Here is a 14,016-nt window from a genome sequence, read left to right as displayed (position 1 = left end):
GGCTTATCGAGTTTATCGAATGAGATCTCTGTTCTACTTTTTCCATAATGAAGGAGAGAGTAAGAGAGACGATCGAAATCGATAATTGGCTTGGGTCAGCCCCTCCCCCTGTGAAGGGGGAGGTTGGGAGGGGGTCTGGTTCATAGAGTGACTAAACGTTTTGTTTTCTAGCGCCCGTTTTACTTTATCAAGTGATGTCGGGCGCTCTGTATTTTTGCTTTTGGAGAAGAACATGACTGACGGCTGGAATATCGCCTTGTTAGGAGCGACCGGTGCGGTAGGTAGCGCACTGATGGAACAGTTGGCGGAACGTGAATTCCCGGTAGGAGAATTATTCCCTCTGGCTAGCGAGCGCAGCGCAGGTGAATCTGTGCGCTTTAACGGCAAGCAAATCCTGGTAGAAAACGCGGCCGAGTTTGATTGGTCACAGGTACAGTTGGCATTCTTCGTCGCCGGGCCAGAAGCGTCTTTGCGCTATGCGGAAGAGGCCGGAAATGCGGGCTGTTTAGTGATTGATAGCAGCGATGCGTTTGCTATGGAACCTGATGTTCCGCTCGTGGTACCAAGTGTGAATCCACAAGCGCTGTCTGAATATCGTAACCGCAATATCGTGGTTGTCGCTGATAGCCTAGTGAGCCAATTGTTGACGGCGATTCGCCCGTTGACCGACGAAGCCGGTCTGTCTCGCATTCACGTTACCAGCCTGCTGTCTGCTTCGGCACACGGTAAAGCGGCGGTTGATGATCTCGCGGGTCAAAGTGCTCGTTTGCTAAACGGCATTCCTTTCGAACCCGGCTTATTCCAGAAACAGCTGGCATTTAACCTATTGCCGCTGGTGGCTGATGCACAAGGCAGCGTGCGTGAAGAGCGTCGCATGGTCGATCAGGTACGTAAGATTTTACAAGATGAAAGCCTGCCGATGTCGGTTAGCGTGATCCAGTCTCCGGTATTTTATGGTCATGCCCAAACGGTGCATCTTGAAACGCTGCGTCCGGTATCTTCTGAAGAAGCCCGCGATGTGTTCGGCCGTTTGGACAGTATCGAACTGAGCGAAGAGAATGATTATCCAACGCAGGTAGGCGACGCATCGGGTAATCCGCTGCTGAGCATCGGCTGTGTGCGTAATGACTACGGTTCACCTGATGTGGTTCAGTTCTGGTCGGTCGCGGATAACGTGCGTTTTGGTGGTGCTTTGATGGCTATCGAAACTGCGGAGCGCCTGATTCAGGAGTACATGTACTAATGTCTGATGTGTCGTTATCCGGTGTGGATGCAGATAAAGCAGCGGCAGAGCCAGAGGCTCTGCCTGCCAAACCGGTGTATAAAATTGCGCTCGGTATTGAGTATGACGGCAGCCAATACGCAGGATGGCAGCGTCAGCTTGATGCGCCGAGCGTGCAGGAGTGCCTTGAAAAAGCGTTGAGTAAGGTCGCCTGTGAGCCGATTACAGTCTCTTGCGCGGGCCGAACCGATGCGGGCGTTCATGCCACTGGGCAAGTCGTGCATTTCGAAACGCATGTTGCGCGTAAAGATGCGGCGTGGACGATGGGTGTGAACACCCATATGCCAAAAGATATTGCGGTACGCTGGGTAAAAAGCGTCAGCGAAGATTTTCATGCACGTTTTAGCGCTACGGCTCGCCGTTATCGCTATGTCATCTACAATCATCGCTACCGTCAGGCCGTTTTACAAAGCGGTCTGACGCATTTTTACCATCATTTAGACGCGGAACGAATGGAGCGAGCAGGGCAGGCATTGCTGGGCGAAAATGACTTCACGTCTTTTCGTGCCTCACAGTGTCAGTCGCGAACGCCGTGGCGTAATGTGTCACACCTAAAGGTGACGCGTTTAGGTGATTACGTGATTGTTGATATCAAAGCCAATGCCTTTGTCCATCATATGGTGCGTAATATCGTGGGTAGTTTGATGGAAATTGGCTGCGGTAATCAACCTGAAAGCTGGATGGCTGAACTGTTGGCTGCCAAAGATCGCAAGTTGGCAGCGGCGACGGCGAAAGCTGCTGGGTTGTATCTGGTGTCTGTCGATTATCCTGAACACTTTGGTTTGCCGAAGGTTTCGATGGGGCCGCTATTTTTAGCCGATTAGTTTTGAGCTAATGAGTTTTTGCAGCCCGTTTTTTGGCTGGTGGATGACGCCAGCGTTATTTGGAGAGTGAAGTGCCATGGAATACATTCACTGGGTAATCGATTTTATTCTGCACATTGACGTGCATCTGGCCGAGTTGGTTGCGCAGTATGGCGTGTGGGTTTATGCCATTCTGTTCTTAATCTTATTCTGCGAGACCGGTTTGGTGGTAACGCCATTCTTGCCGGGAGATTCTTTGCTGTTTGTGGCAGGAGCGCTGGCGGCGCTGCCAACGAACGATCTCAACGTGCATACCATGGTGGCGTTAATGATCGCCGCGGCCATTATTGGTGATGCGGTGAACTACACCATTGGTCGTTTGTTTGGTGAGAAGTTGTTTAGTAACCCAAACTCCAAGATTTTCCGTCGTAGCTATTTGGATAAAACTCATGCGTTCTACGATAAGCATGGCGGGAAAACCATTATCTTGGCGCGATTTGTTCCTATCGTACGTACTTTTGCGCCGTTTGTTGCAGGCATGGGGCATATGTCCTATCGCCACTTTGCGATATTCAACGTGGTTGGTGCATTGCTGTGGGTTCTGCTATTTACCTACGCCGGCTATCTGTTCGGGAATGTGCCAGTGGTGCAGGAAAACTTGAAACTGCTGATCGTCGCGATTATTGTGCTCTCTATTCTGCCGGGTGTGATCGAAGTATGGCGTCACAAGCGTGCAGCAAAAAAATCAGCATCTAACGGATAGGTCGCTGTCACAGTTGAGAAATAAATTGTGTTTATTGTTCACCCAGAGTGTTCAATAAATGTAAACTCCACGCGGTTCGACCAGTTTTTTATCCACAGAGTCGAACCGTTGTGGTTTAATGAACGGCATTTATGGTCTGTTCCTGCTGGTATATCCGTCATCTTTCACGTTGCAGATGTGTTGGCCGCACGCGTTTTCCCGAGTCACTGAGCGATGTCAGCTCATTGGGAGTCGCAGGCTTTAGCTTCCTGCACCATGGAATAGATAGGGTATAGTCTTGAGCGTTTTGATCCCACGGCCAATGGGCTACGGTGATTTTAAAGACTATAGCTACAACGTTACATAATGGCATGAACAGAGGACTGGCATTTCGCCAGGTTCAAACAGAAAGGTCATCGATGAGCTGGATTGAACGAATTCTTAACAAAAGTAATATCACGCAAACCCGTAAGGCGAGCATTCCTGAAGGTGTCTGGACCAAATGCGACAGCTGCGGTCAGGTACTTTATCGTGCCGAGCTGGAGCGTAATCTAGACGTTTGCCCGAAATGCGATCATCACATGCGTATGTCTGCACGTATGCGTTTGCATACTCTGCTTGACGAAGGCAGTGAGGTTGAGCTAGGAAGCGAGCTGGAGCCGAAGGATATTCTTAAGTTTAAGGACTCCAAAAAATACAAAGATCGCATCTCTGCGGCGCAGAAAGAAACCGGTGAAAAAGACGCGTTAATCGTGATGAAAGGTACCCTGAAGGGGATGCCAGTCGTTGCGGCGTCATTTGAATTTGCCTTCATGGGCGGTTCAATGGCTTCTGTGGTCGGTGCGCGCTTCGTTCGTGCGGTTGAGCAGGCGCTGGAAGATAACTGTGCGCTGATTTGTTTCTCTGCCAGCGGCGGTGCCCGTATGCAGGAAGCATTGATGTCTCTGATGCAGATGGCAAAAACCAGTGCTGCATTGGCTAAGTTGCAAGAACGCGGTCTACCTTATATCTCGGTACTGACTGACCCAACCATGGGTGGTGTTTCTGCAAGTTTGGCGATGCTGGGTGACATTAACGTCGCTGAGCCAAAAGCGCTGATCGGCTTTGCCGGCCCTCGCGTTATCGAGCAGACCGTGCGTGAGAAATTGCCAGCAGGCTTCCAACGCAGTGAGTTCCTGATCGAGAAAGGTGCGATCGATATGATCGTCCGTCGTCCAGAAATGCGCGACAAATTGGCAAGCCTTGTGGCTAAAATGACAGGGCAACCAGAACCTGTCAGCAGTGAAGTCGTTCGCGAAATCCCTGTTGAAGGCGAGACTCAAGACTAAGTCTTTTCTCCTCATCTGGTTGTATACCCTCACAATTCGGGTTGCAGAAAGTTGGCTAATGTGTAGATACCTAGGGCATCTAGCGCGGTGTACTTTGCGTGATGTATCTAGGGAAAATAGCTTAGCCAATGTGTATGCAGCCTGTCGTCATACGGGTATAGCAGTCTTATATCATAGCCCCATTCGGGGCTTTGTTGACTTCTTGAACCGGTTTGAACGGGACTCATGAACGATCAATGACTATGAACAATCTCCCTATCCCCCAAGCCACCTCGACGTTGAACGAATGGCTGCATTATCTAGAACACCTGCACAGTAAAACGATTGAGCTAGGACTGGATCGCGTCAAACGCGTCGCTGAAAATCTCGATCTGCTCAAACCTGTGCCTACCGTATTTACCGTTGCCGGTACCAATGGCAAAGGCACCACCTGCCGAACCTTAGAATCTATCCTGATGGCCGCCGGTTTTCGTGTGGGCGTATATAGCTCCCCGCATCTGCTGCGCTATACCGAGCGAGTACGCATTCAGGGCGAAGAGCTTAGCGAAGCCGATCACTGCAACTCCTTTGCTACCTTAGAGGCAGGGCGAGGCGATATCTCTCTGACCTATTTCGAATACGGTACGCTTTCAGCCATGCAGCTGTTTAAACAGTCAGCGCTGGACGTGGTGATCTTGGAAGTCGGTCTCGGTGGTCGTTTAGACGCAACAAACATTGTTGATCCTAGCGTGGCGGTGGTGACCAGTATCGCGCTGGATCATACCGATTGGCTGGGGCCCGATCGTGAAAGTATCGGGCGTGAAAAAGCGGGCATTTTCCGTGCAGGTATTCCAGCGATTGTGGGCGAGCCTGATATGCCGCTGACCATTGCTGAGGTTGCCGCAGAAAAGGGTGCGCAGCTTTATCGCCGTGGTCACGACTGGAACTTCAGCGCAACCCAACACGACTGGCAATGGCAGGATGCAGACACCACGTGGTCGCATCTTCCACTACCGAAAGTTCCACTGCCTAATGCCGCCACTGCGCTGGCCGCGCTACGTCACTGTGGGCTTAAGGTTGATGAATCGGCGATTCGCCAAGGGCTTGAAACCGCACAGTTACCTGGCCGGTTCCAAATTGTCAGCGAGCAGCCTTTGCTGATTTTGGATGTGGCTCATAACCCTCATGCGGCAGGTTATTTGGCGGGGCGTTTGCAGCAGCTGTTAGAACAGCGTCCGACCACGCAGCCACGGCGTGTACGTGCCGTTGTGGGAATGTTGGAAGATAAAGATATTGCGGGCACGCTGGCGTGTTTAAAACCGTTGATCGATGATTGGTACTGTGCGCCGCTGGAAGGGCCGCGTGGTGCACCGGCAGAGCGTTTGGCTGAACATCTGGATGAACCAAACGTGTTTACCGACGTCGAAAGTGCATGGCGAACAGCGATGCTCGATGCAGCTCCGCAGGATATCGTGATTGTTTGTGGCTCATTCCATACCGTTGCGCATGTTATGGCGGTATTAGAAAAGCATCATTAGAAACGGAGAGAGCGAGTGGCAAGTAAGTTTCAGAATCGACTGGTTGGCACGGTCATTATCGTTGCGCTGGGCGTAATCGTTTTGCCCGGACTGTTAGACGGGCAGAAAAAACATTATCAGGATGAGTTTGCTGCTATTCCGCTGGTGCCAAAGCCAGGTGAGGATGATCCTACTGACGTTATTCCTCCGGTAACTCAGCCGCTGAGTGAAACGCCTCAGATACCGCAGGAAGGCGCGAATGCTCAGACGCCGATGGATAACGGTAACGTGCCGACTCAGGACCGTGAAGGCGCAAGCACGGCGGTTTCGTCTAACAATCACCAAGGGCGTGGAGATATGGTTGAGTTGAAGCCGGTTGAAAGTAAACCGGTGGAAAATAAACCTGCTGAACAGCCAAAACCGGTGAAGAAACCCGTTGAGAAGCCGAAACCAGTCGAACCACCGAAAATGGTAGAAGCGAAGCCGAAACCGGTCGAGAAACCCGTTGAACAGCCGAAGCCGGTTGAGCAACCAAAACCGGTCGAACAGCCTAAGCCAGTAGAGCAAGCCAAACCTGCGGCGGTGCCGGAGGAAAAAGCACCGGCGGGCCAAGCATATGTGGTGCAGCTGGGGGCATTACGCAATGCGTCTAAAGCGAGCGAGATTGTGGCCAAACTGCGGTTGTCTGGTTACCGTGCTTATACGGTGCCAGCGTCGCCGGTTCAGGGCGAAATCACTCGTCTGTTTGTAGGGCCTGATGCCTCTAAACAAAAACTACAGTCTGCTTTGCCTGAACTTAATAGCATTAGTGGCTTGAATGGTCAGGTGCGCAGCTATAGCGGCAAATAGCGGTCAATAGGCGTTCAGAACGTCAATTCATCTAAACAATGAATTGTGTTCGATTTTACAGCAGCTTTGTTCCCAGCAATGAGAGCAGGGCTGTTGTGCTATTTGGATTGATACATTTGGGCGTTGGTTTAGCCGAGGGTACTGGCTGAATCTGTGTCAAATTTTTATGAGAATAAAATTTGCGAACAGGAAGGGAAATCCTCTACGCAAACGTTTTCTTTTTCTGTTAGAATTCGCCGCGAACTGGATGCCGAGGCAATTCTTGAATTGGAATAGTCATGGTTTGGATTGATTGGGTCATTATTGGCATCATCGGATTTTCGGCGTTAGTGAGCCTGATCCGAGGATTTGTGCGAGAAGCGTTGTCACTGGTTACGTGGGGGGCAGCATTCTTTGTCGCCAGCCATTTCTACACCTATCTCGCTGTCTACTTCACTCGTTTCGAAGATGCGCTGGTGCGTAACGGCATCGCGATTGCGATCTTATTCGTTGCAACGTTGATTGTCGGTGCCATTGTTAACTATGTGATTGGTTCGTTGGTAGAGCGAACCGGATTGAGCGGAACCGACCGCGTGCTGGGCATCTGTTTTGGTGCGCTGCGTGGGGTGCTGATTGTTTCAGCGATTCTGTTCTTTTTGGATACCTTTACCTCGATGGCACAAAGTGCTGACTGGAAACAGTCACAGCTCATCCCGCAGTTCAGTTATATCATCAGGTGGTTCTTTGACTACCTGCAGAGCACGTCGAGTTTCATACCGGAGCATTTGCCTTCTATTCCGCTCCCGCTCCGGTAACGCTGATGAGGAAATGACAACATGTGCGGTATTGTCGGTATCGCCGGTTTTACACCGGTAAACCAGTCGATTTATGATGCGTTAATGGTGCTTCAGCACCGTGGACAAGATGCCGCAGGCATTGTCACTATTGATGCCAATAATGGCTTCCGTTTGCGTAAGGCGAACGGTTTGGTGAAAGATGTTTTTGAAGCACGGCATATGTTACGCCTGCAGGGCAATATGGGTATCGGCCACGTGCGTTATCCAACGGCAGGCAGCTCCAGCGCATCCGAGGCGCAGCCGTTTTATGTCAACTCCCCATTCGGTATTACTTTGGCGCACAATGGTAATCTGACCAACGCGCACGAGCTTAAGCAGAAACTGTTTGAGCGTGCGCGTCGCCACGTCAATACCACGTCTGATTCTGAAATTCTGCTGAATATCTTTGCTCACGAGCTGGATCGTTTTGACCACTTTCCGCTGGAGTCCGATAACGTGTTTGCTGCCGTGGCGGCGACGCACCAGCAGATCCGTGGGGCTTACGCCTGCGTGCTGATGATCATTGGTCACGGCATGGTTGCTTTCCGCGACCCTAACGGGATTCGTCCCCTGGTGATTGGTAAGCGTGATTTAGAAGATGGCCGTGTTGAATACATGGTGGCTTCTGAGAGTGTAGCTTTGGATACCTTGGGCTTTGAGTTCATCCGTGACGTTGCGCCGGGTGAAGCGATTTATGTCACTGAAAAAGGGCAGCTGTTTACCCGCCAGTGTGCAGATAATCCGAAGAGTAATCCCTGCCTATTTGAGTACGTTTATTTTGCTCGCCCAGACTCCTTTATCGACAAAATTTCTGTCTACAGCGCTCGTGTGCGCATGGGGCAGAAATTAGGCGCGAAAATCGCTCGTGAGTGGGAAGATCTGGACATCGACGTCGTTATTCCCATTCCTGAAACGTCGTGTGATATCGCGTTGGAGATTGCACGTATTCTGGATAAGCCATATCGCCAAGGGTTTGTAAAAAACCGCTACGTAGGGCGTACGTTTATCATGCCGGGTCAGCAGGAGCGCCGCAAATCTGTGCGCCGCAAACTGAATGCGAACCGCGCAGAGTTCCGTGATAAAAACGTGCTTTTGGTTGATGACTCGATCGTGCGCGGCACCACATCACAGCAAATTATGGAAATGGCGCGTGAGGCAGGGGCGAAAAAAGTTTATTTAGCTTCTGCTGCACCTGAAATCCGTTTCCCTAACGTGTACGGCATTGATATGCCGAATGCGAATGAGCTGATCGCACATGGCCGCGAAGTGAATGAAATTGCCAAAATCATCGGTGCCGATGGTTTGATTTTCCAAGATCTCGACGATCTGATCGAAGCGGTACGTGAAGAAAACCCAGATATCGAACAGTTTGAATGCTCAGTATTTAACGGGATTTACGTGACGAAAGATGTGGATCAGGGCTATCTGGATTACCTGCAGTCCCTGCGTAGCGATGATGCAAAAGCGATGCGCGGTCAGGAAGAAGCAGAGAATCTTGAGATGCATAACGAAGGGTAATTGCTGCTGCAAGCAGAGTTAGGGTTTTGCATCCGATTCTTAGTTGTTGCTCGCATTTACTTGCATTGACAGCGGGATAGCTGGCTCATAAATTACAAATACACTAATGCCTCGCATGAAGAAATTTACGTTGAAGTAGATTTTCATCATGCGGGCTTTTTTTGCCTTGTTATAGTCCCAATATGGGATATAATTCACTTGTCCTACAATGGGACATCATGGATGTTATAATGCGGATAATCGCAATAGGGTGTTTGAAATCGTTTTGGGAACGGTATCCTGAGGTCGAGCAGCCGTTAAGGTCATGGATTGATGAGGTAAAAAACGCTGAATGGACAATGCCAAGTGATATTAAGCGCCTCTATTCGACGGCCAGCGTACTGAAAGGTCGCCGAGTTGTTTTCAATATCAAAGGGAATGAATATCGTTTAGTCGTTGCTATTGCCTATCAGTACCAGTCAATTTATATCAAATTTATCGGCACACATCGGCAATATGATGCAGTTGATGCTAACAGTGTAGAAATGGAGTGGTAGATGAATATTCGTCCCATCCGTAATGAACAAGATTACAAAGCTGCGTTGAAAGAGGTATCGCCCCTTTTTGATAATCCGCCAAAACCGAACACGCCTGAAGGGGATAGTTTTGAAGTTATGCTTACTCTGATAGAAGCATATGAGTCTAAACATTTTCCAGTTGATCTTCCCGATCCTGTTGAAGCAATCAAGTTTCGCATGGAGCAATCTGGTTTGACAGTTCGCGATCTGACTGCGGCGATTGGCAACCCAAATCGAGTGTACGAAGTATTAAATCGTAAACGTAATTTAACGTTACCGATGATCCGACGGTTACACAGGCTGTTTGGCATTCCTGCCGAATGCCTGATTAAATCTGCCAAAGTAGGCCAACACTCATGAAACGTTTAATTATTGGTATCTCTGGTGCCAGCGGTGCAATCTACGGCGTACGCTTGCTAGAAGTGCTACAGGGTGTGCCTGATATTGAAACTCACCTCATCATGAGTAATGCCGCTCGCCAGACGTTGGCGTTGGAAACCGACCTGCAGCTGCGAGATGTGCAGAGTTTAGCCGATGTGGTTCACGATTCGCGTGATATTGCCGCCAGCGTTTCCTCGGGATCGTTCAAAACGGCGGGTATGGTTATTCTGCCTTGTTCAATGAAAACCCTGTCAGGTATTGTTCATAGCTATACGGACAATCTGCTAACCCGTGCAGCCGACGTGGTGTTGAAAGAGCATCGTCGCTTAGTGCTTTGTGTGCGAGAAACTCCGCTGCATTTAGGGCATTTGAGAATGATGACGACCGCTGCAGAATTGGGTGCCATTGTTATGCCACCGGTCCCCGCGTTCTATCATCGTCCGCAAACGCTGCAAGACATTATCGATCAAACCGTCAATCGTGTTATCGATCAGTTCGATATTGAAATACCTGAAGATCTGTTCACCCGCTGGGGCGGTGGGCATAAATAATGGTAACACTCGTGCAACATTAGTGCATTTTTGCAACATTGATCACCTTTGGTGCATAAAGTCTGCTTTTCCCTCTCCTGAACCTGTCGTTTTGCTATTGCTGCTCTATCTTTGCTAAAGCGAGGCAGAGTAGCTCATTCCTCTGAAGCCTATTTATCTGAAGCAGCGTTGCACTGTGTTGTGCTGCGTATTCTCAGCGTCTTTGTGCTGAACGTTTCGCCGTGAAATGCGGTATGGCATGAAACCTGCTAAAGATTTCAGTGCACGCCTCGCTTGCAAGCCTATAACAATTTTAAGTCTAACCATTGAGTTCGACACACTGCATCACTGCGATGCAGTCAACACAAAAACATCACGACCATAAACCGTTTTCTTGAGGGTAAAGTATGAAGAAGCATGTCCTAGCGGTATCTCTGTTTTTGGCGATGGTAGGTTCTTCCAGCGTGTTTGCTGCGGTTCCCGATCATATCCGTGTGGGTACCGATCCAACCTATGCACCGTTTTCCTCTAAAAATCCGCAAGGTCAGCTCGTTGGGTTTGATATTGATTTGGCTAAAGAGCTGTGCAAACGAATCAATACTCAATGCACTTTCGTGGAGAGCGATTTTGACGCGCTGATCCCTTCACTGAAAGCCAAGAAAATCGACACTATCATTTCCTCCCTGTCGATTACCGAAAAACGCCAGAAAGAAATCGCCTTCACTGAAAAGCTTTACGCGGCAGATTCTCGCCTCGTGGCAGCGAAAGGGTCGCCGATTCAGCCAACCTTGGAATCTCTTAAAGGTAAGCACGTAGGCGTATTGCAAGGTTCAACGCAAGAAACCTATGCCAATCAGCATTGGCGTCCGCAAGGCGTTGACGTGGTGCCTTATCAAAATCAGGATTTAATCTACGCTGACTTAGCCGCGGGCCGAATTGATGCCGCATTTCAGGATGAAGTTGCGGCGAGCGAAGGCTTCTTGAAACAGCCCGTCGGCAAAGATTATGCGTTTGCAGGCCCTTCGGTGAAAGATAACGCTATTTTTGGCGTGGGCACCGGCATGGGATTGCGCAAAGATGAAACTGATTTGAAAGTTGCCTTGGATAAAGCGTTCGATTCAATGCGTAAAGATGGCACCTACGATAAGTTCGCCAAAAAGTATTTTGATTTTAACGTTTACGGCGGTTAATCCGAGGTCAGGCACCCACCGTGTTGAGGCGGGTGCCTGTGGGTTAAGTGGTACGCTATGAAATGGCAGGTTGAATAATGCTACAAGGCTACTCCCAACTAATTCTTAATGGTGCCCTCGTTACGCTGGAACTGGCCGTGAGCTCGGTGCTGCTTGCCGTTGCGATTGGTTTAATTGGGGCCGCAGCTAAACTCTCTCGTTCACCCGTTATTGCCACGATCTTTGAAGGTTATACCACGCTGATCCGCGGCGTTCCCGATCTGGTGCTAATGCTGCTGATCTTCTACGGCCTACAGATGATGTTAAATCAGCTGACCGATTTATTGGGTTGGTCGCAGTTTAATATTGATCCGCTGGTTGCTGGAGTGATCACGCTGGGTTTTATTTATGGTGCCTATTTTACCGAAACTTTCCGCGGCGCATTTATGGCGGTGCCCAAAGGTCAGATAGAAGCCGCTACTTCTCTTGGTTTTTCCAGCAGCAAGATTTTCCGGCGTATTTTGTTTCCCGCGATGATGAGATATGCCCTGCCGGGGATTGGTAATAACTGGCAGGTGATCCTGAAAGCGACGGCGTTGGTTTCATTGCTTGGTTTAGATGATTTGGTCAAAGCCACTCAGATTGCAGGCAAGGGAACTTGGCAGCCATTTTACTTCGCTATTGTGGCTGGCGTTATCTATTTGCTATTTACCACGCTATCGAATGGCGTGCTGTTGCTGCTTGAGAAACGTTATTCAGCTGGCGTGAGAAGGGCTGAGCTATGAACGAGATTATTCATGAGTATTGGAAATCATTGCTCTGGACCGATGGTTTTCGTTTTACAGGGATCGCCATTACGCTGTGGTTGCTGATTGCCTCGGTAGTGATGGGGGGCGTACTTGCCGTCTTGCTTTCCGTGGCGCGAGTTTCACCGAACCGTTGGATTTCAACGCCGGTTTGGTGCTTCACATGGGTATTTCGTGGTACGCCGCTGTACGTTCAACTGCTGGTATTTTATTCAGGCATGTACACGCTGGAGATCGTGAAAGGAACCGAACTGTTGAACGCGTTTTTCCGCAGCGGACTTAACTGTACGCTGCTGGCATTAACCTTGAATACCTGCGCCTACACAACGGAAATCTTTGCTGGGGCGATCCGTGCGGTACCTCATGGAGAAATTGAAGCCGCTAACGCGTATGGATTTTCACGTTTTAAACTTTACCGCTGCATCATTTTGCCATCGGCACTACGCACGGCGTTACCCGCGTACAGCAATGAAGTCATTCTAATGCTGCATTCAACGGCGCTGGCGTTTACCGCCACGGTGCCGGATTTGCTAAAGGTCGCACGGGATATCAACTCTGCAACCTATCAGCCATTTACTGCATTCGGTATTGCCGCAGTGTTGTATCTGACCATTTCTTATGTGCTCATTCGGCTGTTTCGTAAAGCAGAAAAACGCTGGATGGCGCACGTAAATCCTTCGTTAACTCACTGAGCTGCCGTTTATGAATCCAACAAAACTTAACGTTATCGAATTGCATAAACACTATGGCGATCATGAAGTGCTTAAAGGCGTGTCACTGACCGCTCAGGCAGGCGATGTGATTAGCATCATCGGATCTTCCGGATCGGGGAAAAGCACATTTTTGCGCTGTATAAATTTTCTGGAAAAACCAAGCGAAGGATCGATTGCCATCAACGGTACTGATATCGGCTTAGTGAGAGATACTGACGGTCAATTAAAGGTGGGTGATAAAAAGCAATTACGCTTGCTGCGTACGCGTTTGACGATGGTATTCCAGCATTTCAATTTGTGGAGTCACATGACGGTGTTGGAAAACGTGATGGAAGCACCGATCCAAGTGCTTGGGCTGAGTAAATCAGAAGCACGCGAGCGGGCCATTCGCTATCTGGAAAAAGTGGGGATTGATGAAAGGGCGCGAGGTAAATATCCGATTAATCTTTCTGGCGGTCAGCAACAGCGAGTGTCCATCGCTCGTGCATTAGCGATGGAGCCTGAGGTGCTTTTGTTCGATGAGCCGACGTCTGCGCTCGATCCTGAACTGGTTGGTGAGGTATTGCGTATTATGCAAAAACTGGCCGAGGAAGGAAAAACGATGGTGGTTGTGACGCACGAAATGGGCTTTGCTCGTAATGTTTCTAGCCACGTTATCTTTTTGCATCAGGGCGTGATTGAAGAACAGGGGCCACCAGAGTTGGTATTTGGCAGTCCGAAGAGTACGAGGTTGCAGCAGTTTTTGTCGGGGGCGATGAAGTAGGGGGGCAATGATTGTCTATATGGCTATGGTGAAAGGTTTCGTATGCTGATGATATCCAGACCCTTTTATGTAATCGCTGTGAAGGGTTTCGTACGCCTGTGGACATTTGCGTTTTTATGAGGCTGTTGGCGTAGGCGTCCGACGAAAGGTTGCTGGCGCGCAACCTCTCGACTCTCGCGCTTTTTACCGAGTTGTTTGGCCGACCGGTTTCGGAGCGTACATCCTGTACGCCCTCAACCTGCCACCAGCATCCCTGCTGGCGGC

General features: G+C 49.7%; 15 protein-coding genes. All 15 read left to right on the top strand.

Features of this window, described 5'->3' with window-relative positions:
- Window positions 1-232: 232 nt before the first annotated feature.
- The 15 genes from RSC70_RS19340 (at window position 233) to hisP (ending at window position 13,752) form a co-directional block, all read left to right on the top strand.
- Window positions 233-1,243, top strand: a complete 1,011-nt coding sequence (locus tag RSC70_RS19340; RefSeq protein ID WP_234619414.1) for an aspartate-semialdehyde dehydrogenase — start codon at window positions 233-235, stop codon at window positions 1,241-1,243.
- On the top strand, window positions 1,243-2,106 hold the full coding sequence (gene truA / locus RSC70_RS19335) for a tRNA pseudouridine(38-40) synthase TruA (protein WP_046360217.1): 864 nt from the start codon (window positions 1,243-1,245) through the stop codon (window positions 2,104-2,106). Before RSC70_RS19340 ends, truA begins: the two co-directional genes overlap by 1 nt.
- Before the next feature lie 76 nt (window positions 2,107-2,182).
- Window positions 2,183-2,848 carry a DedA family protein gene (locus RSC70_RS19330; RefSeq protein WP_025797816.1) on the top strand — a complete coding sequence of 222 codons (666 nt, stop codon included), beginning with the start codon at window positions 2,183-2,185 and terminating at the stop codon, window positions 2,846-2,848.
- A gap of 398 nt (window positions 2,849-3,246) precedes the next feature.
- A complete protein-coding gene (gene accD / locus RSC70_RS19325) occupies window positions 3,247-4,155 on the top strand; it encodes an acetyl-CoA carboxylase, carboxyltransferase subunit beta (protein WP_040046406.1) in 909 nt (302 codons plus the stop codon).
- A 242-nt stretch (window positions 4,156-4,397) separates the two neighbouring features.
- Window positions 4,398-5,672 (top strand): bifunctional tetrahydrofolate synthase/dihydrofolate synthase, encoded by a 1,275-nt coding sequence (gene folC, locus RSC70_RS19320; protein ID WP_332543249.1) that lies wholly within the window; start codon window positions 4,398-4,400, stop codon window positions 5,670-5,672.
- Between the two features lie 15 nt (window positions 5,673-5,687).
- Window positions 5,688-6,500, top strand: coding sequence for a cell division protein DedD (gene dedD / locus RSC70_RS19315; RefSeq protein ID WP_332543225.1), 813 nt, complete (start codon window positions 5,688-5,690; stop codon window positions 6,498-6,500).
- Between the two features lie 278 nt (window positions 6,501-6,778).
- Window positions 6,779-7,294 (top strand): colicin V production protein, encoded by a 516-nt coding sequence (gene cvpA, locus RSC70_RS19310; RefSeq protein ID WP_025797824.1) that lies wholly within the window; start codon window positions 6,779-6,781, stop codon window positions 7,292-7,294.
- 21 nt (window positions 7,295-7,315) lie between these two features.
- Window positions 7,316-8,833: an amidophosphoribosyltransferase gene (gene purF, locus RSC70_RS19305; protein WP_130934234.1), complete on the top strand. Its 1,518-nt coding sequence runs from the start codon at window positions 7,316-7,318 to the stop codon at window positions 8,831-8,833.
- A 230-nt stretch (window positions 8,834-9,063) separates the two neighbouring features.
- On the top strand, window positions 9,064-9,369 hold the full coding sequence (locus tag RSC70_RS19300; RefSeq protein WP_043494209.1) for a type II toxin-antitoxin system HigB family toxin: 306 nt from the start codon (window positions 9,064-9,066) through the stop codon (window positions 9,367-9,369).
- A complete protein-coding gene (locus RSC70_RS19295; protein WP_332543224.1) occupies window positions 9,370-9,750 on the top strand; it encodes a helix-turn-helix domain-containing protein in 381 nt (126 codons plus the stop codon). It abuts the gene before it with no gap.
- The gene (locus RSC70_RS19290; protein WP_063586766.1) at window positions 9,747-10,322 is read left to right on the top strand and encodes a UbiX family flavin prenyltransferase; all 576 of its coding nucleotides are present in this window, start codon (window positions 9,747-9,749) and stop codon (window positions 10,320-10,322) included. Before RSC70_RS19295 ends, RSC70_RS19290 begins: the two co-directional genes overlap by 4 nt.
- Before the next feature lie 386 nt (window positions 10,323-10,708).
- Window positions 10,709-11,491 (top strand): histidine ABC transporter substrate-binding protein HisJ, encoded by a 783-nt coding sequence (gene hisJ / locus RSC70_RS19285; RefSeq protein ID WP_025797832.1) that lies wholly within the window; start codon window positions 10,709-10,711, stop codon window positions 11,489-11,491.
- 77 nt (window positions 11,492-11,568) lie between these two features.
- The gene (hisQ, locus tag RSC70_RS19280) at window positions 11,569-12,255 is read left to right on the top strand and encodes a histidine ABC transporter permease HisQ (RefSeq protein WP_130998940.1); all 687 of its coding nucleotides are present in this window, start codon (window positions 11,569-11,571) and stop codon (window positions 12,253-12,255) included.
- The gene (locus tag RSC70_RS19275; protein WP_040046412.1) at window positions 12,252-12,968 is read left to right on the top strand and encodes an ABC transporter permease; all 717 of its coding nucleotides are present in this window, start codon (window positions 12,252-12,254) and stop codon (window positions 12,966-12,968) included. Before hisQ ends, RSC70_RS19275 begins: the two co-directional genes overlap by 4 nt.
- A 10-nt stretch (window positions 12,969-12,978) precedes the next feature.
- Complete coding sequence (gene hisP, locus RSC70_RS19270; protein ID WP_332543223.1) at window positions 12,979-13,752, top strand: histidine ABC transporter ATP-binding protein HisP; 774 nt, start codon at window positions 12,979-12,981, stop codon at window positions 13,750-13,752.
- Window positions 13,753-14,016: the final 264 nt, after the last annotated feature.

Source organism: Hafnia sp. (genome assembly GCF_036648275.1).
Lineage (GTDB): Bacteria > Pseudomonadota > Gammaproteobacteria > Enterobacterales > Enterobacteriaceae > Hafnia > Hafnia alvei.
This window is presented reverse-complemented; position numbering and strand designations above follow the sequence as displayed.

Bases quoted from the DNA above. Each gene is read 5' to 3' on its own strand.
- RSC70_RS19340 (WP_234619414.1), top strand. From the start codon at position 233: ATGACTGACGGCTGGAATATCGCCTTGTTAGGAGCGACCGGTGCGGTA.
- truA (WP_046360217.1), top strand. From the start codon at position 1,243: ATGTCTGATGTGTCGTTATCCGGTGTGGATGCAGATAAAGCAGCGGCA.
- RSC70_RS19330 (WP_025797816.1), top strand. From the start codon at position 2,183: ATGGAATACATTCACTGGGTAATCGATTTTATTCTGCACATTGACGTG.
- accD (WP_040046406.1), top strand. From the start codon at position 3,247: ATGAGCTGGATTGAACGAATTCTTAACAAAAGTAATATCACGCAAACC.
- folC (WP_332543249.1), top strand. From the start codon at position 4,398: ATGAACAATCTCCCTATCCCCCAAGCCACCTCGACGTTGAACGAATGG.
- cvpA (WP_025797824.1), top strand. From the start codon at position 6,779: ATGGTTTGGATTGATTGGGTCATTATTGGCATCATCGGATTTTCGGCG.
- purF (WP_130934234.1), top strand. From the start codon at position 7,316: ATGTGCGGTATTGTCGGTATCGCCGGTTTTACACCGGTAAACCAGTCG.
- RSC70_RS19300 (WP_043494209.1), top strand. From the start codon at position 9,064: ATGCGGATAATCGCAATAGGGTGTTTGAAATCGTTTTGGGAACGGTAT.
- RSC70_RS19295 (WP_332543224.1), top strand. From the start codon at position 9,370: ATGAATATTCGTCCCATCCGTAATGAACAAGATTACAAAGCTGCGTTG.
- RSC70_RS19290 (WP_063586766.1), top strand. From the start codon at position 9,747: ATGAAACGTTTAATTATTGGTATCTCTGGTGCCAGCGGTGCAATCTAC.
- hisJ (WP_025797832.1), top strand. From the start codon at position 10,709: ATGAAGAAGCATGTCCTAGCGGTATCTCTGTTTTTGGCGATGGTAGGT.
- hisQ (WP_130998940.1), top strand. From the start codon at position 11,569: ATGCTACAAGGCTACTCCCAACTAATTCTTAATGGTGCCCTCGTTACG.
- RSC70_RS19275 (WP_040046412.1), top strand. From the start codon at position 12,252: ATGAACGAGATTATTCATGAGTATTGGAAATCATTGCTCTGGACCGAT.
- hisP (WP_332543223.1), top strand. From the start codon at position 12,979: ATGAATCCAACAAAACTTAACGTTATCGAATTGCATAAACACTATGGC.